The sequence below is a fragment of the Streptomyces sp. NPDC047853 genome (assembly GCF_043204535.1).
Lineage (GTDB): Bacteria > Actinomycetota > Actinomycetes > Streptomycetales > Streptomycetaceae > Streptomyces.
Genome location: NZ_JBIDCI010000003.1, coordinates 262505 through 285375, shown reverse-complemented (window position 1 = coordinate 285375; position 22871 = coordinate 262505). Strand labels below are relative to the sequence as shown.

The following is a 22871-nucleotide window of genomic DNA, read 5'->3' as shown; positions in this document are numbered from 1 at the left end:
GGTCACCGGCCCCGAGGCGGCGGACCCACGTCGGAGCGGCGGCCCGGGCGCATGGCGGCGTGTCGTTGACCGGGGCCGAGGCCCGACCTGGCGGCCAGGGCATCGGCGACCGCACCGGTGGCGAAGGCGTACACCGTCTTGTGGAGCAGGTCGACGACGAGTTCGCGACGCGGCCAGGTCTGGGGCGGGGCGCCGACACCGGTGGCGTTCTCCAGGATCTGGTCGTTGGTGAGGCGGACGACGGCGAACTTCGCCGACGACCAGGGTCCGCGCAGCCCGGCCTGCGACATCACCGACCGCAGCACGCCGAGGAGGGCGCCCTGCCCCACGTGCATGGCCAGGTTCAGTGGTACGGGTTGGCGGCGGGGATGCTCCCGCAGGCCGGTGAGGCGTTCCAGGGTGCGGGCGGGCACGTGGGAGTCACGGCGCCCGGTCAGCCGCTGCTCCGCCTTCTCGCCCAGCGTCATCGCCAGTACCCCGGCCGTGCCGGCCACCAGTCCCTGCCACAGCGCGCGCTTCATCATGCCGCCGCGAGTACCCAAGGCTCCCCGGTTCCACCTGCTCCCCGACTCCCCGGCCTCCGGCTTCCCGGCTCCCGTGCCTCCGGCTTCCCGGCTCCTTGGCACCGCCCCCGTTTCGTCCGGGAGGCCGCGGAAACCCGACGCCGGACGGTGGCCGCCGGACACCGGAGTGGAGGGCGTTCCATGAAGAAGCTGTGGCGGGCGGTGCCGGTCGTGGCCGCCCCTGGGCGTCTTCGCGGGCGCCGTCGACAGGTTCCGCTCGGCGCCGTGATCAACAAGGGGCTCGCCGTGCGCGGCGCGCAGACGCACGGCCAGCGCTGCATCCCGATGCTGCTGGAGCGGATGGCCGCCGGCGAGATCGAGACGGCCCACCTCGCGACCCACACCCTCTCCCTCGACCAGGCGCCCACCGCGTACGACATGGTCAAGCAGAAGACCGACGGCTGCGTCCGCGCCGTCATCCGGCCCGAGCCCCGAGGAGCAGCGTGATCGCCGAGCGTCCGGCTCACCGCGTGGCGGACCGGCTGGCCCGGTGGCGCTCGGCACCGGCCCTGCACCCCCACGGGGTGCTCTGCTCGGGCACGCTGACAGTGACCGGCGACGCGGACGCCGGATGGGGCGTGCCGTGGCTGGACCGGCCCGGCTCCTACCGGGCGACCGTGCGCTGGTCCCGGGCGCTCGGCCTGCCCCGGCGGCTGCCGGACGGCCTGGGCCTGGCCGTACGGGTCGAGGACGCCGACGGCCTCGGCAACCCGCTCGACGTGCTGTTCACGTCCAGCCGCGCAGGCCGGTTCGGTCGCCATCTTCCTCTGCTGCGGCCCGACGCCCTGGCCGGCCCGTACTCGACCCTGCTGTCCTACCGGCTGGGGGAGCGCGAACGCGTCCTGGCGGCCTTCCCCGTCCCCGGCCCGGGCGGCACCGCGGAAGACACCCTGCCGACCCTGTGGCAGGAGCTCGCCCGCCGGCCCGTCCGCTTCGACCTGCGTGCGGCCGCCCCCGACGAACCCTGGCGCACCTTCGCCTCGCTGTCCCTGGAAGCCGTGCACCCCGCTCCGGCCACCAGCACCGTGTCCTACGACCCCTACGCCCACAGCCTGCCCGGACTGCACCCCACCGGACGCCTGCGCCGACTCCGCGACGCCGCCTACGCGGGCTCCCGCCACGGACGGACCACGGGCGAGCCGGACGGAACCGGGGACGCCCGTAGGTGATCCCCGGCCGACCCCATGCCCTCGGACCGGGGGTCCTCACCCCTCGCCGTCGACGCGGTGAGGCCGGCTCGACGACAGCATGATCACTGGCTCCGTGGAGACGTCACCCGGAGACGCCGAGCGGGGGGTGCTCGAGCACGCGGGGCTTGTACTCGACCAGCTGGATGCGGCCGTCGAAGGTGCGGTGCCCGATCATCTCGAGGGCAACGTCCGGATAGCCGTCGTAGATGCGTTCTGCGCCCGTGGCCCCGGTGATCACCGGGAACATCACGACCCGGAAGCGGTCGACGAGTCCGGCCCGTAGCAGGGACCGGCACAGGCTGAGGCTGCCGATCGTACTGAGGAGACCCGAGCCGCTCGACTTCATGGCGCGGACCGCCTCGACGGCGTCGTCGCGGACCAGCCTGGAGTTGGCCCACGTCAGCGGCTCCTGGAGTGAGGAGGAGAACACCACCTTGGCCGCTTGCGTGAGCTCGTCGACGGAGGCCTCTTCTTCGGGCCTGAACTCGTCCTGGCCCTCCGGGACCTCGCCTGCGGCGAAGCCCGACATCAGCCGGTAGGTGTTGGCTCCCATCAGGTAGGTGACCTCGGGCTGCTCGCCCAGCCATGCGAGGTACTCCGGGCCTTCGAGGCCCCAGAACCCGGGCCATCCCTCTCCCGATGCGTAGCCGTCGAGGGAGGTGATGAAGTCGACGAGAAGTTCCGACATGGCCTTGTCCTTTCCTGGGGTGTCATGAGTTCGGACCGGCCGGGAGCCACAAACTCATCGGTCGCGCTGCGGGAGTGACGAGCCCGCCTTCGCCGGCCCGGCGGCCTGCGGCGCATGAGGCGGTCTGCTCCGCGTGAGCGGAATCCGTGCCGCGACCGAAACCAGGGGACACCGACAGGGGACAGGCGGCCCGTCACCTCCCGGCGACGAGTTCCTTGAGCGCGATGTTCAGTTCGAGGACGTTGACCCGGGGTTCCCCGAGGAAGCCGAGGGTGCGGTTCTCGGTGTGTTCGTCGACCAGGTGCCGGACCCGGTCGACGGGCAGGCCGTTCTTCTCGGCGACCCGGTGGACCTGGAGGTCCGCGTACGCGGGGGAGATGTCCGGGTCCAGGCCGGAGCCGGAGGAGGTGACCGCGTCGGCGGGCACGTCGGCGGGGTCGACGGTGTAGCCGCGTACGGAGTTGTCCGCGACGACGGCGGCCTTGGCGTCCTTCACCCACCGGACGAGTTCCGGGTTGTCGGCGGAGCGGTTGGTGGCGCCGGACAGGAGGAGGTCGTACTGGGTGTTGACGGTGTTGGTGCCGAGGCCGTTCGCCGGGCGGCCCTGGAACCACTTCAGGTCCGGTTCCGGGGTCTCCTCCCCCTTCTTCAGCGGCAGGTTGTACGACTGGCCGATCAGGGAGGAGCCGACGACCCTGCCGTCGGCCTCGATCTCGGAGCCGTTCGCCCTGCCGGGGAAGAGGCCCTGGGCGATGCCGGTGACGACGAGGGGGTAGACGATGCCGGTGACGACGGTCAGGACGAGCAGGGCGCGCAGGCCGGCGCCGAGCAGCCGGGCGGTGTTGCTGACGGAGGTGTTCATGGCGGTCAACCGATTCCGGGGATGAGCGAGACGAGCAGGTCGATGATCTTGATGCCGATGAACGGCGCGATCAGGCCGCCCAGGCCGTAGACGGCGAGGTTGCGGCGGAGCAGCCGGTCGGCGCTGAGCGGCCGGTAGCGCACTCCCTTGAGGGCGAGCGGGACCAGCGCGACGATGACCAGGGCGTTGAAGACCACCGCGGACAGGATCGCGGAGTCGGGCGAGGACAGGCCCATGATGTTGAGCTTGTCCAGGCCGGGGTGGACCGCGGCGAACAGGGCCGGGATGATCGCGAAGTACTTGGCGACGTCGTTGGCGATGGAGAACGTGGTGAGCGCGCCGCGGGTGATCAGGAGCTGCTTGCCGATCTCGACGATCTCGATGAGCTTGGTCGGGTCGGAGTCGAGGTCGACCATGTTGCCGGCCTCCTTGGCGGCCGACGTGCCGGTGTTCATCGCCACGCCGACGTCGGCCTGCGCGAGCGCGGGGGCGTCGTTGGTGCCGTCGCCGGTCATCGCGACGAGCTTGCCGCCGGCCTGCTCCCGCTGGATGAGGGCCATCTTGTCCTCGGGCGTGGCCTCCGCGAGGAAGTCGTCGACACCGGCCTCGTCGGCGATGGCCTTGGCCGTCAGCGGGTTGTCGCCCGTGATCATGACGGTCTTGATCCCCATGCGCCGCAGTTCCTCGAACCGCTCGCGCATGCCCTGCTTGACGACGTCCTTGAGATGGACGACCCCGAGGACGCGGGCGCCGCGTTCGTCCTCGACGGCGACGAGCAGCGGTGTGCCGCCTGCCGCGGAGATGCGCTCGACGACGGCCTCCGCATCCTCGGCCACCGTGCCGCCGCGCTCGCGGACCCAGGCGACGACGGAGCCGGCGGCGCCCTTGCGGACCCTGCGGCCGTCGACGTCCACGCCGGACATGCGGGTCTGCGCGGTGAACGGGATCCACGCGGCACCGGCGAGTTCGCCCCGGTGGCGTTCGCGCAGGCCGTACGTCTCCTTGGCGAGGACGACGACGGAGCGGCCCTCGGGCGTCTCGTCGGCCAGTGAGGAGAGCTGGGCGGTGTCCGCGACCTCCGGCCCGGTGGTGCCGCGCACCGGCACGAACTCGGCGGCCCGCCGGTTGCCGAGGGTGATGGTGCCGGTCTTGTCGAGCAGCAGGGTGGAGACGTCACCGGCGGCCTCGACGGCGCGGCCGGACATGGCCAGCACGTTGCGCTGGACCAGACGGTCCATGCCGGCGATGCCGATCGCGGAGAGCAGGGCGCCGATCGTGGTCGGGATGAGGCAGACCAGCAGCGCCACGAGCACGACCATCGTCAGGTCGGAGCCCGCGTAGGCGGCGAGGGGCGGGAGGGTGGCGCAGACCAGCAGGAAGACGACGGTCAGCGAGGCGAGCAGGATGTTCAGCGCGATCTCGTTCGGCGTCTTCTGCCGGGCCGCGCCCTCGACCAGGTTGATCATGCGGTCGATGAAGGTCTCCCCCGGCTTCGTCGTGATCTTGACGACGACCCGGTCGGAGAGCACCTTCGTGCCTCCGGTCACCGCGGACCGGTCACCGCCCGACTCGCGGATCACGGGTGCCGACTCGCCGGTGATCGCCGACTCGTCGACGGAGGCGACCCCCTCGACGACGTCGCCGTCGCCGGGGATGATGTCGCCGGCCTCGCAGACGACCAGGTCGCCGACGCGCAGCCCGGTGCCGGGCACCAGCTCCTCGCGCCCGCCGACGGGACGCCCGTCGGCAGGACGCCCGCCGCCAAGACGTCCGTCGTCGGGACGCCCGTCGACGAGACGGCGGGCGACCGTGTCGGTCTTGGCCTTGCGCAGGGTGTCGGCCTGGGCCTTGCCGCGGCCCTCGGCGACCGCCTCCGCGAGGTTGGCGAAGAGCACGGTCAGCCAGAGCCAGGCGCTGATGGTCCAGCCGAACCAGTCGCCGGGATTCCGGAAGGAGAAGACGGTGATCAGAACCGAGCCGACGAGGACCACGAACATGACGGGCGACTTCACCATCACCCGCGGGTCGAGCTTGCGGAAGGCCTCGGGCAGCGACGTGAGCAGCTGCCTCGGGTCGAAGAGGCCCGCGCCGACGCGGCCCTCCCCGGCCTGGTGACCGGTGGGTGCGTCGCCGTGCGGCGCCCGGGTCGGGGTGGCTGTGGACATGGCGTCCTCGTGCTTCTGCGTGTCGGTGGTCATGACGCCAGCCCTTCGGCCAGCGGGCCCAGGGCGAGTGCCGGGAAGTAGGTCAGACCGGTGATGATCAGGACGGCGCCCGCGAGCAGGCCGGTGAACAGCGGCTTCTCGGTGCGCAGGGTGCCCGCGGTGGCCGGGACGGGTCGTTGTCCGGCGAGCGAGCCGGCCAGCGCCAGGACGAACACCATCGGCAGGAAGCGGCCGAGCAGCATGGCCAGGCCCAGGGTGGTGTTGAACCACTGGGTGTCGGCGTTCAGACCGGCGAAGGCCGAACCGTTGTTGTTCGAGGCCGAGGTGTAGGCGTAGAGGATCTCGGAGAAGCCGTGCGCCCCGCTGTTGGTCATCGAGTCGCCGGGGGTGGGCAGGGCCATCGCCGCGGCGGTGAAGGTCAGGACCAGCGCGGGGGTGACGAGGATGTAGAGGGCCGCGAACTTGATCTCACGGCTGCCGATCTTCTTGCCGAGGTACTCCGGGGTGCGCCCGACCATGAGCCCCGCGATGAACACCGCGATGACCGCCATGATCAGCATGCCGTAGAGCCCGGAACCGACACCGCCGGGCGCGATCTCGCCCAGCATCATGCCGAGCATCGTGATGCCGCCGCCGAGACCGGTGAACGAGGAGTGGAAGGAGTCCACCGCGCCGGCCGAGGTGAGGGTGGTGGACACCGCGAAGAGCGACGAGCCGCCGATGCCGAAGCGTAGCTCCTTGCCCTCCATCGCGCCGCCCGCCGCCTGCAGGGCCGGGCCGTGGTGGGCGAACTCCGCCCACATCATCAGGGCGACGAAGCCGGCCCAGATGCCGGCCATGGTGCCGAGGATCGCCCAGCCCTGGCGCACCGAGCCGACCATGACGCCGAAGGTGCGGGTCAGGGCGACCGGGATGAGCAGGATCAGGAAGATCTCGAAGAGGTTGGTGAACGGGGTGGGGTTCTCGAAGGGGTGGGCGCTGTTGGCGTTGAAGTAGCCGCCGCCGTTGGTGCCCAGCTCCTTGATGACCTCCTGCGAGGCGACCGCACCGCCGTTCCACTGCTGCGGGCCACCGGTGAACTGGCCGACCTCGTGGATGCCGGCGAAGTTCTGGATCACTCCGCAGGCCACCAGGACCACCGCGCCCACGACGGCCAGCGGCACCAGGACACGCACGACGCCGCGCACCAGGTCGGCCCAGAAGTTGCCCAGCTCGCCGGTGTGGATGGGGGTCCCCCCGCTCGAGCGAAGCCGGGAGTGGGGGAGGGCGAACCCGCGCACCAGGGCGACGGCGACGGCGATGCCGACCGCCGCGGAGACGAAGTTCTGCACGGCCAGACCGGCGGTCTGCACGACGTGGCCCATGGCCTGCTCGCCGTAGTACGACTGCCAGTTGGTGTTGGCCACGAAGGACGCGGCGGTGTTGAACGCCTGGTCCGGGTCGATGGAGGCGAAGCCGAGGGAGCCGGGCAGGACGCCCTGGACCCGCTGGAGCAGGTAGAGGAGGAGGACTCCGGCGAGGGAGAAGGCGAGGACGCCGCGCAGGTAGGCGGGCCAGCGCATCTCGGTGTCCGGGTCGGCACCGATGCCCTTGTAGATCCACTTCTCCACACGCCAGTGCGTACCGGAGGAGTAGACCCTGGCCATGTGGTCGCCGAGGGGGACGCAGGCGAGCGCCAGCGCGGCCACGAGGGCGAGCGTCTGGAGCAGGCCGGCGAGGACGGGGCTCATGGGGTGCTCAGAACCTCTCCGGGTGGATCAGGGCGAGGACGAGGTACCCGAGCAGGGCGACGGCCACGATCAGGCCGACGATGTTCTCGGCGGTCACAGCTTCGTCACCCCCTTGGCGACGAGAGCCACGAGCGCGAACACCGCGATCATGGTGACGACGAAGGCCACGTCGGCCATCGCGAGCTCCTAGTGAGGTCCGAACGGAAGTCTGACAAGAAGAGGGAAGCCCCCCTCTGGCCGGATTCGTTCGCCGTTGATGGCTTCCTTACGGTGGCCTGAACGGCTTTGACGCTTCTCTTACGGAGCTGGCGTGACGACGCAGGAGACTGCCGCGTGCGCTGGGCGGCGGCCCGGGGATGCCGGGGCCGGCGACGGACCGGCTGGTCGTCGCCGTCGTACGCGGCCGCTACCGCGGACACGTCAGCCCTGCCGGCGGGTGCCGACAGGGCTGACGTGCTGACGTGCGGTGGGCGCTCCCGGCGCGGTGGGTCAGCGGTTGGAGTAGCTGAAGTCGCCCACGGTCCAGGCGCTGACGTCCTCGATGGCGATGCGGTACATCCCGCCGGTCTCCGGGATCCCCACCGTGCCCTGGAGGATGCGGGCGACGTGGAAGTGGAGGTGCGTGGGCGGTCCGTCCTTCTTCGCGGGGGTGTTGAAGACGGCGGCGAAGTCACCGAGGCGGGCGGAGTCCGCCAGCACCTCGGACACCCGCTGCCTCCACACGGCTTCGGGAGCAAGGCGACCGGTGATGACAGCACCACCGGTGACCACGGTCAGGGACATCTGGTTGCTCTGCCCGGACTCCACAAGGGCAGCGATGTCAACGATCAGCTCGTCAGGCTTCGGCATGACGACGGATTCTATGCCCCGGACCGCCCGGGCGGTCCGGCCGGTGGTGCCACCGGCCGGGAGGGGCGTGCACGGCGGCGCTCCGCACGACCGCCCGCGCCCCCGCGCTCCGTCAGGCGCGGTCGTCGCCGGCGGCCCGCGTCGTGGGCTCCGCCGCCCGTCCGCCGGGGTGGCGCAGGGCGCAGAAGTAGCCGACGGCGATGGCAAGGGCCATGCCGTAGAAGACCCACTGGTTGGCCTCGGCGAAGTCCATGCGGATGTCGGGCATCGCCTCCCGCACCGTCGTGGCCAGGGCGCCGTCTCCCGTGGGGGCGCGGGTGTCCGCGTTGCCGGTGATCGCCTCCGTCACGTCGCGGGCGGCGGCGTGCTCGGCGTCCGGGGGCACCCCGCGCGAGCGGAGCGTCTCCGTGACCCTGTCGGTCATGGTGTGCGTCAGGATCGTGCCGAAGACGGCGAGGCCCACGCTCGCCGCGTAGTTGCGGACGGTCTGGGTGATGCCGGTGACCTCGCCGTAGGAGGCGTGGAGGGCCCGGTTGACCGCGTCCGTGGAGGCCGGCGCCAGGATGAGGCCGATGCCCGCGCCGGCGAGCGCGACGTAGGGCCACTGGTCGTGCATCGACAGGTCGGTGAGCTTGCCGGCCCAGAGCGCGAAGCCGGCGGCGCCGAGCAGGCAGCCCGTCCTCAGTGCCGGTCGGGCGCCTCGCTTGTCCAGGATGCGGCCGCCCCACTGGGAGGCGAGGGCGAACCCGACGAAGAAGTACAGCAGGTACAGGGCCGCCTGGTTGGGCGAGGCGCTGAGGGAGACCTGGGCGTAGACCGAGGCGAAGAAGAACACGGGGACGAACGCCAGCATCGCGAAGAACAGCACCAGCGCGTCCACGGTGAAGGCGCGGTCGCGGAAGACCGCGAGGTTGATCAGGGGGTGGCCGGTGACGCGGAGTTCGTAGCGGCAGAAGACGTAGAGGAGGGCGAGGCCCGCCGCGATGCAGGCCCAGGTCGCCGCGGAGTCCCAGCCCCAGGACGAGGCCTGCTGGAAGCCGAGCACGCTCAGGCCCATGCCGGCGACGATCAGCAGGGCGCCCTTGACGTCCAGCGACTCGTCGCGGCGGTGGTCGGCGATGCGGGCGAGCGCGGTGAGGACGAGGGCGATGATCGCCACGGGGACGTTGACCCAGAAGACGGACCGCCAGGTCCACGCCGTCAGCCAGCCGCCGAGCAGCGGGCCCACGGCGGTGAGGGCGCCGGTGAGGCCGAAGAAGAGGGCGAGGGCGCGGCCCCGGCGTTCGACGGGGAAGACCGCCACGACCACGGCGAGCGCGGCCGGGAAGAGCAGCGCGGCGCCCAGGCCCTGGGTGGTCCGGAAGACGATGAGCCAGGTCAGCGCGGAGTCCCCGGCCGGTACGCAGCCGCACAGGACCGAGGAGACGACGAAGATCAGGGTGCCCGTCACGACCACGCGGCGCGGCCCCCAGAGGTCGGCCAGGCGTCCGCCGAGGGCGAAGAACGCCGCCAGGGAGAGCAGGTAGGCGTTGATCACCCACTGCATGCCGGAGCTGGAGAGGCCGAGTTCGGCGACGATGTCGGGGGCCGCGATCGAGACGATCGTCTGGTCGATGAACGTCATCGCCACCGCGAACATCATCGCGGCGAGGGCCAGCGCCTGGGAGGCGGCGTGACCGGCTCCGGGCGTCTTCGCGTCCCGTCCCGGGTGCGTTCTGCTCACCCGGCCAGTGTGCGTCCGGCCAGGTGACGGCGCATGCGGAAGGTGGGTGCCTGCCCGCCGTAGGACGCCCTGCCGGACGCGGGGGCGGGCGCGGGGGCGGGCGCGGGGGCGGGGCAGGGACGGGGTCGGGGCAGGGACGGGGGCTCAGCCGCGCCCGTACTCCGCCAGGGCCGGCGCCAGCAGGTCGAAGGCGCGCGGGGCCTCCTGACCGAGCAGCTCGGCGATCTCCGGGTTGGTGCGGCCGGCCAGCGTCAGTTCCTGGATGCGGGTGAACAGGACGCGGTGGACCCCGCCCAGCAGGGCCGCGGCGGTGCGGGGGGTGATGTCCTCGGGCGAGGCGGCCGTGGCCCTGGCCAGTGCCTCGGCGAGGGCGTCCTCCCGCCGGTCGTGCAGCCCGCGCAGGCAGGAGGTGAGGGTGGGGCTGTCGGCGATCATGCGGGTGAAGGCGGGGCCGGCGAACCCCGCGACGGGGTCCTGGGCCGCCACCGCCGCCAGGAAGGCACGGCGCAGGGCCGACAGGGGGGCCTCCCCCGGCTCGCGCGCGTCCACCGTGCCGGCCAGGGCGGCGACGAACTCCTCCTGGTGGTCGAGGGCCAGGTCCTCCTTGCGCGGGAAGTAGTTGGTCACCGTCTTCTTGGCGACGCGGGCGGCGTCGGCGATCTCGGCGATCGTCGTGTGCTCGAAGCCCTGCTCGAGGAAGAGCCCGGTCGCCCGGTCGGAGATGAGCTGCCGCGTCTCGCGCTTCTTGGTCTCGCGCAGGCCCAGGGGCACGGCGCCGGTCGGGTCCATCAAAAATCTTACCTCTGTCGTAATTTTATGTTGACGGCTAGCTTCCTTCTGGCTAAAGTTACTACCGATGAACGAATTTATCGAGCCGGGCACCGAGCCCGTACAGGAGTTCACCGTCAGCGGCCCCGACGCCGGGCCCTACGCGCTCGCCGAAGGACCGGACGGCGCCCTCTGGTTCACCCTCGTCCACCAGGACGCCGTCGCCCGCCGTGATCCGCGGGACGGCAGCGTCACCGTCCACCCGGTGGGGGCCGGGCCGACCGTCATCGCGCCCGGACCGGACGGGGCGATGTGGTTCACCGAGTACCGGGCGCACCGCATCGGGCGGATCGCCCTCGACGGCACCTACTCCTCCCACGCGCCGCTGACGCCCGAGGGCGGACCGTTCGGGATCGTCGCCGGGCCGGACGGGGCGATGTGGTTCACGCTCTCCTCGGTCGACCGTGTCGGCCGCGTCACCGTGGACGGTGAGGTCACCGAGCATCCGGCGCCCGGCGCCTTCCCGTCCGCCCTCGCGACCGGCCCCGACGGGGCCCTGTGGTGCACCCTCAACCAGCAGAACGCCGTGGGACGGCTCACCGTCGACGGCCGCGGCACGGCCCACCCCCTGCCGACCGAGGGCGCCGCGCCGGTGGGCATGGCCGCGGGGCCCGACGGCGCACTGTGGTTCACCGAGATCGGGGCCGGGCGGATCGGCCGGATCACGGTGGACGGCGACATCACCGAGTACCCGCTGCCCGACCCGGCGGCCCGGCCGCACGCGGTCACGGCAGGGCCCGACGGCGCGCTGTGGTTCACCGAGTGGGGCAGCGGCCGGGTCGGCCGGATCACCGTCGACGGCGCCCTCACCTCGTACGCGTTGTCCCGCCCCGACAGCGAACCGCACGGCATCGCCGTGCACGACGGCGCGCTGTGGTGCGCGCTGGAGACCGGCGCCCTCGCCCGGATCGAGGTCCCGGCATGACCGCTCCCGACGCCGGCGTCCCGCACCCGCTCGCGCGGGACGCCCAGCACGCCCCGCACCCCCAGGCCTCCACGGAAGGAACCCGCTTGACCAACCGGACGCACTCCCCCGCCGCCCCCACCGCCGCCGCCCCCTCCCTCGACGCCGCCGCCGAGTTCGACCGGCAGGTCCGTACGCTCGTCGCGCTCGGCTACCCGGCGCTCTCCGGCCGTACCCCGGAGCAGTTCGCCGAGCTGGTGGCCCCGCTGCGCGCCGAGGCCGTGGCCCATGTCGGTGCCAAGGACGGCGACGGCGACGGCGACGGCGACGGTGGGGAGTACGACCCCGCCGCCACCGGCCGCGTGCCCTTCGTCCTGGTGGTCACCCGCGAACTCGCCGCGATCGAGCGGACCATGCCGCTGACCACGCTCCACGGCGGCCGGCTGCCCGGCTTCGTCGACCGCACCTTCGAACCGGGCTCGCTGGAACGGTTCGTCGCCACCGAGGAGGCCCAGCCCCCCGGCGGGAACGGGGTCCACCTGCTGTTCGACGTCGAGCGCGGGGAGGAGTTCTGCGGGGTCGTGCCCAACGACGCCATGGCCGCCCTCGCCGAGCGGGGCCGCAGCCTGCTCACCATCGAGGAGGGCATCGCGCTGATGACGCACACACCGCAGCTCCTGGTCAAGAACAAGTGCTTCTCGCTGGGCGGTTCACGGTCCGGCGACCGCCGTGTCCCGGCGATCTGGATCAGCAGGAGGGCACCGAAGCTCGGCTGGTGCTGGGCGGGCAATCCGCACACCTGGCTCGGCATGGCGTCCGCCGGTGCCCGCGGCGCCGCCCGGCCCTGAGACCGCGGCCCCGGCCGCGGGGTCTCAACCGGCGCGCGCCACGCGCACCGGCAGCAGCCCCCCGTCGGCCGCCCCCCGTCGACTCGTCACCGTCAGCACCAGCGTCACCGCGAGCGAGCCGGCCGCCGCCACGGACATCGCCGTCGCCGGGGAGCTGAACTGCGCCACCGTGCCGGCCAGCAGCGCGGCGAGCCCCTGCATGGTCAGCATCCCGGCGGAGTGCAGGCCGAGGGCGTGCCCGGAGAGGTCCTCGGGGGTGAGGGCGACCAGCCGCTCCTGCTGGACCAGGCTCGCCCCGAAGCCGACGGAGGCCAGCGCGACCAGCACGGCCGTCAGCGGCAGCGGGGGGCGCAGGAAGAGGACGAGGTAGGGGGCGGCCAGCAGCACCAGCAGCGGTACGCCCAGACGCGGGCGCACCCGGGCGGGCAGCAGCCGTCCCACCGTCACGTCCCCAACCAGCATGCCGAACGCCGCGCAGGCGAAGAGCGTGCCCGCGGCGCGGGGGTCGTAGGAGACGAACAGGGACTCGCAGCCGACGACGAGGCCGTTGGGGATCCACAGGGCCAGGTAGAGGTGGCGGCGTGGACGGGAGGACCAGAGCAGGGAGTTGGCGCGCCAGGTCGCCCGTACGGAGGGGCGGCCGGTGGCGCGCGGTGGCCGCCGGGTCAGCCGCAGCGCGAGGCCGGCCGCCGTGCCGTACAGGCCGGCGGCGAGCAGCAGGCACAGGCGCGGCGACAGCACGGCCACCAGGAGACCGCCGGTCGCGTAACCGGCGATCTGCATGAGGCCGCTCGTCATGTTGAAGAGCGAACGCCCGGCCAGGTAGCCGTCCTTGGACAGGATCTCGGTGAGCAGCCCCCAGCGGACCCCGCCGCCCAGCGAGGCGATCAGCCCCTCGGCGAGGACGATGAGGAGCATCGCCCAGACCGGCAGCCCGGGCAGGGCGAGGGCGGCGGTGGCGACGGCGAAGGCGAGCGAGAGTCCGGCCAGCGTCGCGCGCGGCGCCAGCCGGTCCGCTCCGGAGAGGAAGAGCGTGGCGCCGAGGACCTGGGCGAGGGCGGGGCCGAACATGCTCAGCGCGGACAGCAGCGGCGAGTCCGTCGCCCGGAACACCAGGATGCCGAGCGCCAGTCCGCTCAGCGTCTGGGCGGCGATGTTGGCCGCGGAGGAGAGGAAGAGGGGAGTGAACTCCGGGGTGCGGAACAGGTCCGTGTAGCTCTGGCGGCGAGTCGTGTCTGGCATGCGGGGAGTCTGGGCCGGTGCGGAACCCGGCCGTTAGTGTTTCGCGTGCCGGCGAAACCTCGCCGGGGCGCCAGGCCGCCGAGGCGCCGGGGACGAGTGGCCGGGACACCGGACGGGGGGCGGGTCGCATGGGCTGGTGGCGGATCAGCGCCGACACGCTCGCCCGCAGCCGGTTCGTGCTCTCGCCGCTCGCCGAGGCTTTCGCCGCCCTGAAGCTGCTGCACGCCGGGGCGGCCGCGCATCCGGGTGAGCAGGCCTGGCTCGACACCCACCTGCCCGGCTACCGGCGCCGGCTGGCGGACGACCCGCTGACCGCGCTGCTCGTCCGTTCCGGGCTCGGGCGACGGTGGATCGCCGACTTCCTCACGCCCGCCCCGCGCGAGGACGAGTCCTTCGAGGAGGGGGTCGGGCGCGTCCGCGCGGTCCGCGGCGACGAGGCCCGCGCGGACCTGCGCCTGTCCCTCGCCGGTCCGCTCCCCTCCGCCCTGGACCGCGACGACCTGCCCGAGCGGGCCGCCGCCCTGCTGGAGTACGTCTGGGCCGAGACCGTACGGCCGGACTGGGAGCGGCGCCGCCGGGTGCTGGAGGCGGATGTGGCCGCGCGGACGGCACAGGTGAGCCGGGGCGGCTGGGCGGCGGTGCTGGACGCGCTGCGGCCCGGCACGCGCTGGCTCGGGGACAGCCGCCTCCAGGTCAACGCACACCCCTACCCGCCGCGGGCGCTCGCCGGCGCCGAGCTGGTCCTCGTGCCGATCACCGTGCAACGGCACGGCTGGGTGTCGTGGGAGGGGACCGAGCGGTACGCGGTGGTCTACCCCTGTGTCGGCGCGCTCGCGGACGAGGGCGCCCGGACCGTGCCCGCGGCCCTGGGCGCGTTGCTCGGGCCGGCGCGCGCGGGGGTGCTGGTGCTGCTCGGCTCCCCCATGAGCACCAGCCAGCTCGTCGGGGTGACCGGGCAGGGCCTCGGATCGGTGGGGCGGCACCTGCGGGTGCTGCTGGACGCCGGGCTGGTGGAGCGGCGGCGCGCGGGCCGGTCGGTGCTGTACTCGCGCTCGGCGGCCGGGGAGGTCCTCGTCGAGGCGGGCTCCGGCGCGGCGGGCTCCGGCGCGGCGGGTGACGCGGTGCCGGACGGGCGGCGGCGGGGGTGACGTGGTGCGGGGCTAGCATCCGCTCATGACGACCGCAGAGAACGCGCGCAACAACGACAGCCTCCCCCTCGACGTCGAGATCGGCTCCCTCCAGGGCGGCTCCGCCGACCTCTCCCGGTACGCGGGCCGGGTCGTGCTGGTGGTCAACGTGGCCTCCAAGTGCGGACTGACCCCGCAGTACGCCGGCTTGGAGCGGCTGCACGAGCGGTACGCGGAGCAGGGCCTCACGGTCCTCGGCGTGCCGTGCAACCAGTTCATGGGCCAGGAGCCGGGCACCGCCGGCGAGATCGCCGAGTTCTGTTCGGCGACGTACGGCGTGACCTTCCCGATGACCGAGAAGGTGGAGGTCAACGGGGAGGGCCGGCATCCGCTGTACGACCGGCTGACCGGCTTCGCCGACGCCGAGGGGCACAGCGGGGACATCCGCTGGAACTTCGAGAAGTTCCTGATCGGCAGGGACGGCAAGGTCGCCGCCCGGTTCTCTCCGCAGACCGAGCCGGAGTCGGCCGAGGTCGTGGCGGCGGTGGAGGAGCGGCTGGCGGGCTGAGCGGACGCGTCGGTCGACCTCGCCCTCCGAGGTGTCGATGGAGAGCGACGGCCCGGCGGAGTCGTGCGTGCCGGTCGCCGACGAGGCGGGGGCCCGGGAGTGGGCCGGACAGCGGGGGCGGGCCTGGCGGTCGCGGGTGCGGGTGGAGCCGGCCCGGCGGCTGGCCTACACCCGTATCACCAAGGCGCAGGTGGCCCATCCGCAGATCCTGGCCGCCTTCGAGGCGGTGGAGGAGTGGATCGCCGCTCGGGAACTGACGGTGGCGGGGCCGTGCCGGGAGGTGTACTTCACCGACTGCGAGGCGGCGGGTCCCGAGGACCCGGTGTGCGACGTGGCGTCCCCGTGAGGTGAGCCGGCCCCGGGTCCGGAACTGAACAGAGCCCTCTCGGCAAGGTCGGCGAACTGGTCGAGAGGGCTCCGTCGGCCGGTGGCGCGTGGAGCCGTTACTCCTTGACCGAGGTCACGAAGGCGTTCCACGCGTCGGCGGGGAAAGCCAGGACCGGGCCCTCGAGGACCTTGGAGTCGCGGACGGCGAGCGCCGCCACGACCGGTGACTTGACCTCGACGCACGCGCCGTTTCCTCCGGAGTAGGAGGACTTGATCCACGATTCCTGGGCGCCCTGAAGAATTGCCATGTCTGCTCCGATGGCGAGTCGCTGAGTGTGTCGCCGCGCCACGGGCCCATGGGACCGCGGCGTGGTTCACGCCAATGACGCTTGATCTTTGGCGTGATCGACGCTACTCGCTGACCTCTCCCCCCGGTGTCGCCATTCACCCGACCGGATGGCATATTCCAGGTGAGTCTTCCAGTGCGCCCCGGCCGGGGTGTAACATCCCGCCCTCACCAGCCGGGAAGCCTCGTCAGCCCGGCCGGCCTCAGCGCGCGTACTCCTTCGCCACGTCCTCGATGCGCTGCCGGGACTGCTCCACGTTCAGGGCCTGCGCCCGCAGGTGCTCGTACATCACCGTGTACTTCTGCACGTCCTGCGCCTTCTCCAGGTACAGGTCGCTGGTCACGCCCTCGATGTACACGACGCTGGAGTCCGCGGTGTCGGCGAACTCCAGAATGGAGTACTGCCCGTTGATGCCGGGGTGCGCGCCCACGTCGAAGGGCAGGACCTGCACGGTGATGTGCGGGAGCTGCGACATCTCGGCGACGTGCTCCAACTGCTCGCGCATCACCTGCCTGCTGCCCACCGTCCGGTGCAGGCAGGCCTCGTCGAGGACCACCCACAGGCGCAGCGGGTTGCTGTCGGCGGAGATCCGCTCCTGTCGCCGTATGCGGACCTGGACCCGTTTCTCGATGTCGGCGACGGAGGTCTCGGGCAGGGCGCCCTGGATGAGCGCCTCCGCGTAGGGGCGGGTCTGCAACAGGCCGGTGATGATCTGGGGTTCGTAGGTCCGCAGCGATTCCGCGTCGGTCTCCAGGCCGATGTAGACGCTGTACGGGATGTCCCCGAAGGCGTGCCACCAGCCCTGTTGCCGGGAGTCCTTGGCCATCTGCATCAGCGAGTCGACGATCCGCTGGTCCTCGACCTCGTAGACCCCGCACAGGTCGCGGACGTCCCGCTGGCTGATGCTGCGCCGGCCGTTCTCCAGGCGGCTGATCTTCGACTGCGAGACCAGCAGCCGCTCCGCCACCTCCTCGGCCGTCATGCCCTTGACTTCGCGCAGCCGACGCAGCTCCTGGCCGAGCCGGCGCCGCCTGACGGTGGGATTGACATTGGACGCCACGGGACGTGCACCTCCGGCTGCGTGACTCATGTGTGCCACTTTGCGTATCTGCTGCTGAGCAGACTGCCACCAAGGTGCTTTCTACCGCTGGGAAACGGTCGATATGCGCCGCGTACACGCCAGTTCGGGGCGCCACCCGTACACATGGCCGCGCGCGGGACGGCGGGACCGTGCCGGTGTCCGGACGTGCCGGACGTTCGGCTGTCCCGCCGCCCCGCGCGGACCCGCGGCTCCCGTGACCGGGTCTCGGGGACTGTGGTGCGGCGGTGCGGTGCTGCGAGGTGCGGTTCAGTGGGCCACGGCGCGTGCCATGGATCCGTGGCGCGGTTGCGCCGGAACGCCGCGTGCGGGTTCCGGGGCCGGCCTGGCCCCCGGTCCGGCGGCGGCCTGGCGGCCAGCCGGTGCCGGAGCGCGGCGTGGCTGGGCCACCGCGCCGTTCTGGACGTCCATCACCGCGTGCGCCACCAGACCGCCCATCGGGTCGTGTCTGATGAGGTCCCGCAGGCGGGACCGTGACGAGCGTCCTTCGTTGCCCGGATAGAGGTGCTTGCCGAGTCCGACCGCGTGGGCCAGCGCGGCGAGCGCCGCGGTCCGCGGGTCCGGCGGTACGCCGGTGCGGATCGCCGAGTCCAGCCGGGTCTTGATCTCCCTGCTGATCGCCGTGTCCGTCGCCTGATAGCGAGTCGTCGGCAGCACCCCGCACATCTGGCCCTCCACGGCATGCACCATGCCGCATCGCTCCAGATGCGAGAGGTAGGTCTGGCGCAGCCCCAGGCGGGGCCCGCCAATCCAGTTGACCGCCCGTACGGGAGCGCCACGCCTTCGCAGCAACTCCAACGCGCAGTCCAGTGTTGGATCTCCAGTCGGCCGTGGTGCCACCACGGCGATACGATCCCCGTCTGGGGCTATCCGTCCGGCCAGCGCCAGCTCCACCAGCTGTGCTCCGGCCAGACCGAGGTCGAGCGACTGCGGCTGTGCGGTGGTGCCCGTGGTCGGGTCCAACGCCAGCAGCAGAAGCTCCTCCGGAAGTGTTCTGCGGCTCCTGCCCATCCATGCCTCCCCGCGTGGATGACAGACAGGGTGACCCCTCTCACATTGGTCTGTCGAGGGTGCGTGACCGGTTCGTAGTGGAACCAGTAGGTATGTCGTTCTCGTCTACCGCGTGGGTCCTACCCGTACACAGGACACTGGTACATGGTTTCGGTAGCGCACACAGGACGTGCGGCGCATGGAGGAGGCATCGGTGGCGGGCGAGTCCCCCGACAGGTCGAAGCAGCGCGAGTCGTCGGAAGAACCGACGTCGGGGAGCGCGGGTCCGGTTCCCGAAGCGCGGACCGAGGCGAACACGACGCCCGATCCGCGGCTGGCGGTGACGCGGGAGACCGCGAAGCCCTCGGCGTCCGCCGGGTCCGCGGAGTCCGCCGGGTCCGCCGGGTCGGGCGGGTCCCGGGGTGGCGTCGATACGGCGACCCGGGTGCTGTCGGTCCGCGAGACGGACGCCCGGAGCGAGGGCGAGGACGCCGAACAGGAGGGCGCCGCCGAGGAGGACACTCCCGAGACGTCCGACACGCCTACGTCATCCGATTCAGACCCTTCGCCTGTTTCATCCCCTTCATCCGATTCCGGTGATACGTCCGACGCTCCCGGCGCCGAGCCCGCCACGGGCGGCGACGGCCGGCTGCGGGACGCCGTCGCGGCCTGGGTGGCGACCGCGGACGAGCGTGCCGCCGCGAACGCGCGGACCGCGGACGCGGAACCGGCTGAGGGCGCGGCTGCCGCCGAGGAGGACGGCAAGGACCCGGACGCGCCCGCTGACGCCCCCCGCGGGGCGGACACGGACGCGGACGCCGGTACCGGCACCGAATCCCCGGCAGACGCCGACGAGGACGCGGACGCCGCGACGGACACGGACACGGACACCGGCACCGACACCGACGCGGACACCGTGACGGGAAGCGACACCGACGCCGACGCCGACGGTCGAGCCGGGGGCGCGACGGGGGCCGCCGACGGTCCCGAGGAGCCCGCCGACGGCGAGGTGGCCGACGACACCGGTGACGAACGGGTCGCCGCGACGGACGCCGAAGCGACCGCCGAGGGGCCCGAGAAGGGCGCCGGAGAGGCCGGGGGCGGGGAGCGGGCCGTCGATCAGCCCACCGCCGTCTTCAAGGCCGTACGCCCCTCCGCGCCCGCCGTGGACCAGCCGACGACGATGCTGAAGCTGGGCGACGCCGCCGCTACGGCCGGCAAGGCCAAGGAAGCCAAGGAAGCCAAGGACGCCAAGGACGCCGACCGAGCCGGGAAAACCGGCAAGGGCGGGGGCGCGGCCGCCCCGGCCGAGCGGGACGCCGAGCGGACCAGCAAGTTCGTCGCGCTGCGGCATCCTGACGACCCCGCCACGCGCAAGCCCCCGCCCGAGGCCCCCCGGGCGGCGCAGGCACCCCGGGCCGGGGTCACCGCCGCCGTGCCGCAGGTCGAGCCCGAGCGGACCACGCAGCAGCCGCTGCCGCCGAAGCCGCCGTTGGACCTGCTGGCGGAGCTGACGAACACCCCGCCGCCCCCGGAGACGCCGCTGCGGACGACGGTCCGCCGGGTCAAGATCTGGACGCCGCTGGTCCTGCTGCTGCTGATCGTCCTCGGGGTCGTGCAGTCGATGCGGGCCCTGCCCGCGCCGGAGCTGGACCTCACCGCTCAGGACAGCTTCACCTTCGAGGGCGGCAAGCCGCAGATCCCGTGGCCGGCCGACGGCCAGGCCGCGCTCGACGTGCAGGGCATCGGCACGTTCGGCTCGTCCGGCGAGCAGAAGCCCGTGCCGATCGCCAGCGTCGCCAAGGTCATGACCGCGTACGTGATCCTGCGCGACCACCCCCTCAAGAGCGGCGCCGACGGCCCGAAGATCCCGATCGACCAGGCCGCCGAGGACCAGTCGGAGGCGGGGCAGGAGTCGACCGCCCACGTCTACGCGGGCGACTCGATCTCCCAGCGCGAGGCCCTACAGGCCGTGCTGATCGCGTCCGCGAACAACGTGGCGAGGCTGCTCGCCCGCTGGGACGCGGGGTCCGAGAAGGCTTTCGTGGAGAAGATGAACGCCGCCGCCGAGGACCTCGGCATGAAGAACACGACGTACACGGACCCCTCGGGGCTGAACGACACGACGGTGAGCACGGCCGTGGACCAGGTGAAGCTGGCCAAGGAGGCGATGAAGTCGCCCGCCTTCCGCGAGGTCGCCGCGCAGATGTCGTACGACGACTACAAGGGCGTCAACCACCCCAACTGGAACCAGCTGGTGGGCTCCAACAACGTCGTCGGCATCAAGACCGGCACCACCACCTCCGCCCTCGGCAACCTCGTCTTCGCCGCGAAGAAGGAGGTCGGCGGCGAGACCCGGACCATCGTCGGGGCCGTGGTGCGCCAGCCCGCGGGCGGCAAGGACAACACCATCCTCAGCGCCGCGCTGACCTCCGGCGACCAGCTGATCCGGGCCGCGCAGGACACGCTGGAGTCGTCGACGATCCTGAAGAAGGGGAGCGTCGTCGGGTACGTCGACGACGGTCTCGGCGGCCGTACGCCGGTCGTCGCCACGCAGGACGTCAAGGCCGTGGGCTGGCCGGGCCTGACCGTGAAGCTCACGTTCACGGCGGACGAGGTGCCGCACACGGCACCGGCCGGCACGAAGGTCGGTGCCCTCACGGTGGGCGACGGGGGCGCCGCCGGGGCCGTGAAGGTACCGGTCGCGCTCCAGAAGGATCTCGTGGAGCCCGCGCTGTCGGACAAGCTGACCCGGCTGGGCTGACCGCCGGCCCCGCCGGGCGGGACCCGGTGCACAGAGCCCCCGCGGCCACCCGGCCGCGGGGGCTTTCGCGTGACCGAGGCGAGGAAGCGACGGCGCGGGAGCGCGTGCTAGCGTCGCGAGACGGGGCAGGTCGCCGGTCGCGGCAAACGGGACACGGCCGAAGCAGAAGAACAGGACACGGGGAGTGCCTTCAGGTGGCCACTGCGGAGCCGACACGCGCCGAGAACGCCGACACGGGTTCGGGAGCCGGTCCGCGACCGCGCGTACCCGCACCGCGCCCGGACGGCGACCATGATCCCGGCCGTGCCGAGCGGGAAGCGCCGTCCGCGGTGAAGGCCGCCTTCCTGGCCCTGCGTGAGCGGATGCTGCGCCACCCCGTGCTCTCCGTCACCGCCCTGGCCGCGGTGCTGCACATCGCCTGGTTCTTCACCTTCGCGAACAGTGGCGGCGACCTCGCGGCGCAGGACGCCTGGGCGGAGTTCGTGGGTCGGCACCCCGGCTCGGCGTACAACCTCGCCTGGTACGGCGGCACGCATCCGGTGTCGTACAGCATGGTCTCGCCGTATCTGATGTCGGTGCTCGGCGTGCGCACGACGATGATGATCGCCGGGACGCTGTCGGCCGGGCTGCTGACCATGCTCCTGATCCGCAGCCGGGCGGTCCGCAACCCGTTGTGGGCGTCACTGGCGGGCCTCTTCGGCCTGCTGGCCAACGCCGCGTCGGGGCGGGTGACGTTCGGGCTGGGCATGATGTTCGGTCTGGGCGCGGTCGCCGTGGTGTTCTGCTGGCCGTACCGCTGGCGGTACGAGCGCTGGGCGAAGGGCCTGTGCGCGGCGCCGCTGGCCGCGCTGGCCACGATGTCCTCTCCGGTCGCGGGCCTGTTCGTGGGTCTGGTGGCGGTGGCGCTGTTCCTGCAGAAGCGCCGCCCGGGCGCCTGGGCGCTGGGGGTGGCGCCGACCGTGGTGGTCGCGCTGTCGACCTGGCTGTTCCCCTTCTCCGGTACGCAGCCGATGGGCTTCGGCTCGGCGGTCCTGCCGGTGGTGTACGCGGGTCTGGTGTACGTGTTCGTGCCGCGCACCTGGACGACCGTGCGGATCACCTCGGCGGTCTACGGGCTGTCCGTGCTGCTGGTCTGGGCGATCAGCTCCCAGATCGGCTCCAACATCACGCGCCTCGCGATGCTCTTCGCGGGGGTGGCGCTGGTGGCCGCGCTGCCGTTCACGGTGGAGCGGACCCGCAAGTGGTACGCGCTCGTGCTCGCGATCGCCGGCTTCGTCGGCTGGATCGGCTTCAAGTCGGCCGACGACATCGTGCACACCACGCCCGCCGCCTCCTGGGCCCGCGAGCTGGCTCCGCTGGTGAACGAGTTGCAGGAGGTCGGTGCCGAGAAGGGCCGGGTGGAGGTCGTGCCCGCCCGCTCCCACCGGGAGGCCTCGGCCCTCGCGCCGTACGTGAACCTGGCGCGTGGCTGGCTCCGCCAGGCCGACATGGAACGCAACCCGCTCTTCTACGACGACACGCTCAACTCGGCGAACTACCACGAGTGGCTGAAGCGCTGGGCCGTGCACTACGTGGTGCTGCCCAAGGGCGAGCCGGACGGCGACGGCGGTGAGCGCGAGCGGGAGCTGGTGCAGCGGGGCCTGCCCTACCTGAAGCAGATCTGGGGCGACGCCAACTGGCAGCTGTTCCAGGTGACCAACCCCACGCCGCTGGCGGAGCCCGACGCGTTCGTCCAGCGGGCCGAGCAGGGCGAGTGGACCATCGACGTGCGCCGGCCGGGCCGCATCCTGGTCCGGATGCCGTACTCGCCGTGGCTGAGCCTCGTCGACGCCGAGGGCAAGAAGCTGGAGGCGCCGCAGGAGACGGAGGCCTCCAAGAACGCCCCGGAGGGCACGCCGAAGACGTACGACAACGTCAACGGCTGTCTGATGGAGACGGAGGAGACCGCCGAGGGCGACAAGTGGACGATGCTGATCGCCCCCGAGGCCGGTACGTACCGGCTGTCGGCGCCCTACGACGTGCCGCGCGGCACCCCCTGCCCGGACGAGCTGAAGTAG

21 protein-coding genes and 1 pseudogene are annotated in these 22871 nt (G+C 72.5%); 9 read left to right on the top strand and 13 right to left on the bottom strand.

What is annotated here, in order from left to right; all coding sequences use genetic code 11:
* Nucleotides 1–2 precede the first annotated feature (2 nt).
* The gene (locus ACGF5T_RS08200; protein ID WP_366766678.1) at nt 3–524 is read right to left on the bottom strand and encodes a hypothetical protein; all 522 of its coding nucleotides are present in this window, start codon (nt 522–524) and stop codon (nt 3–5) included.
* Between the two features lie 180 nt (nt 525–704).
* Between ACGF5T_RS08200 and ACGF5T_RS08195 the strand changes: the two genes are divergently transcribed.
* Together ACGF5T_RS08195 and ACGF5T_RS08190 are read left to right on the top strand one after the other, a co-directional pair.
* Nucleotides 705–1010 (top strand): hypothetical protein, encoded by a 306-nt coding sequence (locus tag ACGF5T_RS08195; RefSeq protein WP_366766679.1) that lies wholly within the window; start codon nt 705–707, stop codon nt 1008–1010.
* On the top strand, nt 1007–1732 hold the full coding sequence (locus ACGF5T_RS08190; protein ID WP_356608235.1) for a phosphodiesterase: 726 nt from the start codon (nt 1007–1009) through the stop codon (nt 1730–1732). The genes ACGF5T_RS08195 and ACGF5T_RS08190 overlap by 4 nt, the downstream gene beginning before the upstream one ends.
* Before the next feature lie 103 nt (nt 1733–1835).
* Here the strand turns inward: ACGF5T_RS08190 and ACGF5T_RS08185 are convergent, their stop codons facing one another.
* The 8 genes from ACGF5T_RS08185 to ACGF5T_RS08150 form a co-directional block, all read right to left on the bottom strand.
* Entirely contained in the window at nt 1836–2441 is a 606-nt protein-coding gene (locus tag ACGF5T_RS08185) for a dihydrofolate reductase family protein (protein WP_366766680.1), read from the bottom strand.
* A gap of 193 nt (nt 2442–2634) precedes the next feature.
* The gene (locus ACGF5T_RS08180) at nt 2635–3303 is read right to left on the bottom strand and encodes a potassium-transporting ATPase subunit C (protein ID WP_366766681.1); all 669 of its coding nucleotides are present in this window, start codon (nt 3301–3303) and stop codon (nt 2635–2637) included.
* A 5-nt stretch (nt 3304–3308) separates the two neighbouring features.
* Complete coding sequence (gene kdpB, locus ACGF5T_RS08175; protein WP_366766682.1) at nt 3309–5501, bottom strand: potassium-transporting ATPase subunit KdpB; 2193 nt, start codon at nt 5499–5501, stop codon at nt 3309–3311.
* Nucleotides 5498–7198 carry a potassium-transporting ATPase subunit KdpA gene (kdpA, locus tag ACGF5T_RS08170; RefSeq protein WP_366766683.1) on the bottom strand — a complete coding sequence of 567 codons (1701 nt, stop codon included), beginning with the start codon at nt 7196–7198 and terminating at the stop codon, nt 5498–5500. Before kdpA ends, kdpB begins: the two co-directional genes overlap by 4 nt.
* 7 nt (nt 7199–7205) lie before the next feature.
* Nucleotides 7206–7295 carry a K(+)-transporting ATPase subunit F gene (gene kdpF, locus ACGF5T_RS08165; RefSeq protein ID WP_037922167.1) on the bottom strand — a complete coding sequence of 30 codons (90 nt, stop codon included), beginning with the start codon at nt 7293–7295 and terminating at the stop codon, nt 7206–7208.
* Nucleotides 7296–7687: 392 nt separating this feature from the next.
* Nucleotides 7688–8047 carry a hypothetical protein gene (locus ACGF5T_RS08160; RefSeq protein WP_356608245.1) on the bottom strand — a complete coding sequence of 120 codons (360 nt, stop codon included), beginning with the start codon at nt 8045–8047 and terminating at the stop codon, nt 7688–7690.
* Between the two features lie 112 nt (nt 8048–8159).
* Nucleotides 8160–9689: an MFS transporter gene (locus ACGF5T_RS08155; protein ID WP_366766747.1), complete on the bottom strand. Its 1530-nt coding sequence runs from the start codon at nt 9687–9689 to the stop codon at nt 8160–8162.
* Between the two features lie 225 nt (nt 9690–9914).
* On the bottom strand, nt 9915–10559 hold the full coding sequence (locus ACGF5T_RS08150; RefSeq protein ID WP_356608247.1) for a TetR/AcrR family transcriptional regulator: 645 nt from the start codon (nt 10557–10559) through the stop codon (nt 9915–9917).
* Between the two features lie 67 nt (nt 10560–10626).
* On the opposite strand from ACGF5T_RS08150, the gene ACGF5T_RS08145 reads away from it, so the two are divergent.
* Together ACGF5T_RS08145 and ACGF5T_RS08140 are read left to right on the top strand one after the other, a co-directional pair.
* Complete coding sequence (locus ACGF5T_RS08145; protein WP_366766684.1) at nt 10627–11523, top strand: virginiamycin B lyase; 897 nt, start codon at nt 10627–10629, stop codon at nt 11521–11523.
* Between the two features lie 86 nt (nt 11524–11609).
* On the top strand, nt 11610–12350 hold the full coding sequence (locus tag ACGF5T_RS08140) for a DUF5701 family protein (protein ID WP_392887363.1): 741 nt from the start codon (nt 11610–11612) through the stop codon (nt 12348–12350).
* 24 nt (nt 12351–12374) lie between these two features.
* Here ACGF5T_RS08140 and ACGF5T_RS08135 read toward each other — a convergent pair whose 3' ends face one another.
* Nucleotides 12375–13592: an MFS transporter gene (locus ACGF5T_RS08135; RefSeq protein ID WP_366766686.1), complete on the bottom strand. Its 1218-nt coding sequence runs from the start codon at nt 13590–13592 to the stop codon at nt 12375–12377.
* Between the two features lie 128 nt (nt 13593–13720).
* On the opposite strand from ACGF5T_RS08135, the gene ACGF5T_RS08130 reads away from it, so the two are divergent.
* From ACGF5T_RS08130 to ACGF5T_RS08120, 3 genes and pseudogenes are all read left to right on the top strand, one after another.
* Nucleotides 13721–14740, top strand: a complete 1020-nt coding sequence (locus tag ACGF5T_RS08130; protein WP_366766687.1) for an ArsR family transcriptional regulator — start codon at nt 13721–13723, stop codon at nt 14738–14740.
* A gap of 25 nt (nt 14741–14765) precedes the next feature.
* Complete coding sequence (locus tag ACGF5T_RS08125) at nt 14766–15287, top strand: glutathione peroxidase (protein WP_366766688.1); 522 nt, start codon at nt 14766–14768, stop codon at nt 15285–15287.
* A gap of 25 nt (nt 15288–15312) precedes the next feature.
* Nucleotides 15313–15633, top strand: a pseudogene (locus ACGF5T_RS08120) (MerR family transcriptional regulator); the annotation flags it as partial.
* A 97-nt stretch (nt 15634–15730) separates the two neighbouring features.
* Here ACGF5T_RS08120 and ACGF5T_RS08115 read toward each other — a convergent pair.
* From ACGF5T_RS08115 to ACGF5T_RS08105, 3 genes are all read right to left on the bottom strand, one after another.
* A complete protein-coding gene (locus tag ACGF5T_RS08115) occupies nt 15731–15922 on the bottom strand; it encodes a DUF397 domain-containing protein (RefSeq protein WP_356608259.1) in 192 nt (63 codons plus the stop codon).
* 241 nt (nt 15923–16163) lie between these two features.
* Nucleotides 16164–17021, bottom strand: a complete 858-nt coding sequence (locus tag ACGF5T_RS08110) for a helix-turn-helix transcriptional regulator (protein ID WP_356608261.1) — start codon at nt 17019–17021, stop codon at nt 16164–16166.
* A 288-nt stretch (nt 17022–17309) separates the two neighbouring features.
* Entirely contained in the window at nt 17310–18071 is a 762-nt protein-coding gene (locus tag ACGF5T_RS08105) for a GPP34 family phosphoprotein (RefSeq protein ID WP_356608263.1), read from the bottom strand.
* A 178-nt stretch (nt 18072–18249) separates the two neighbouring features.
* Between ACGF5T_RS08105 and ACGF5T_RS08100 the strand changes: the two genes are divergently transcribed.
* Nucleotides 18250–20814 (top strand): D-alanyl-D-alanine carboxypeptidase, encoded by a 2565-nt coding sequence (locus ACGF5T_RS08100; RefSeq protein ID WP_366766689.1) that lies wholly within the window; start codon nt 18250–18252, stop codon nt 20812–20814.
* Nucleotides 20815–21008: 194 nt separating this feature from the next.
* Nucleotides 21009–22871, top strand: a complete 1863-nt coding sequence (locus ACGF5T_RS08095) for an MFS transporter (protein WP_356608267.1) — start codon at nt 21009–21011, stop codon at nt 22869–22871.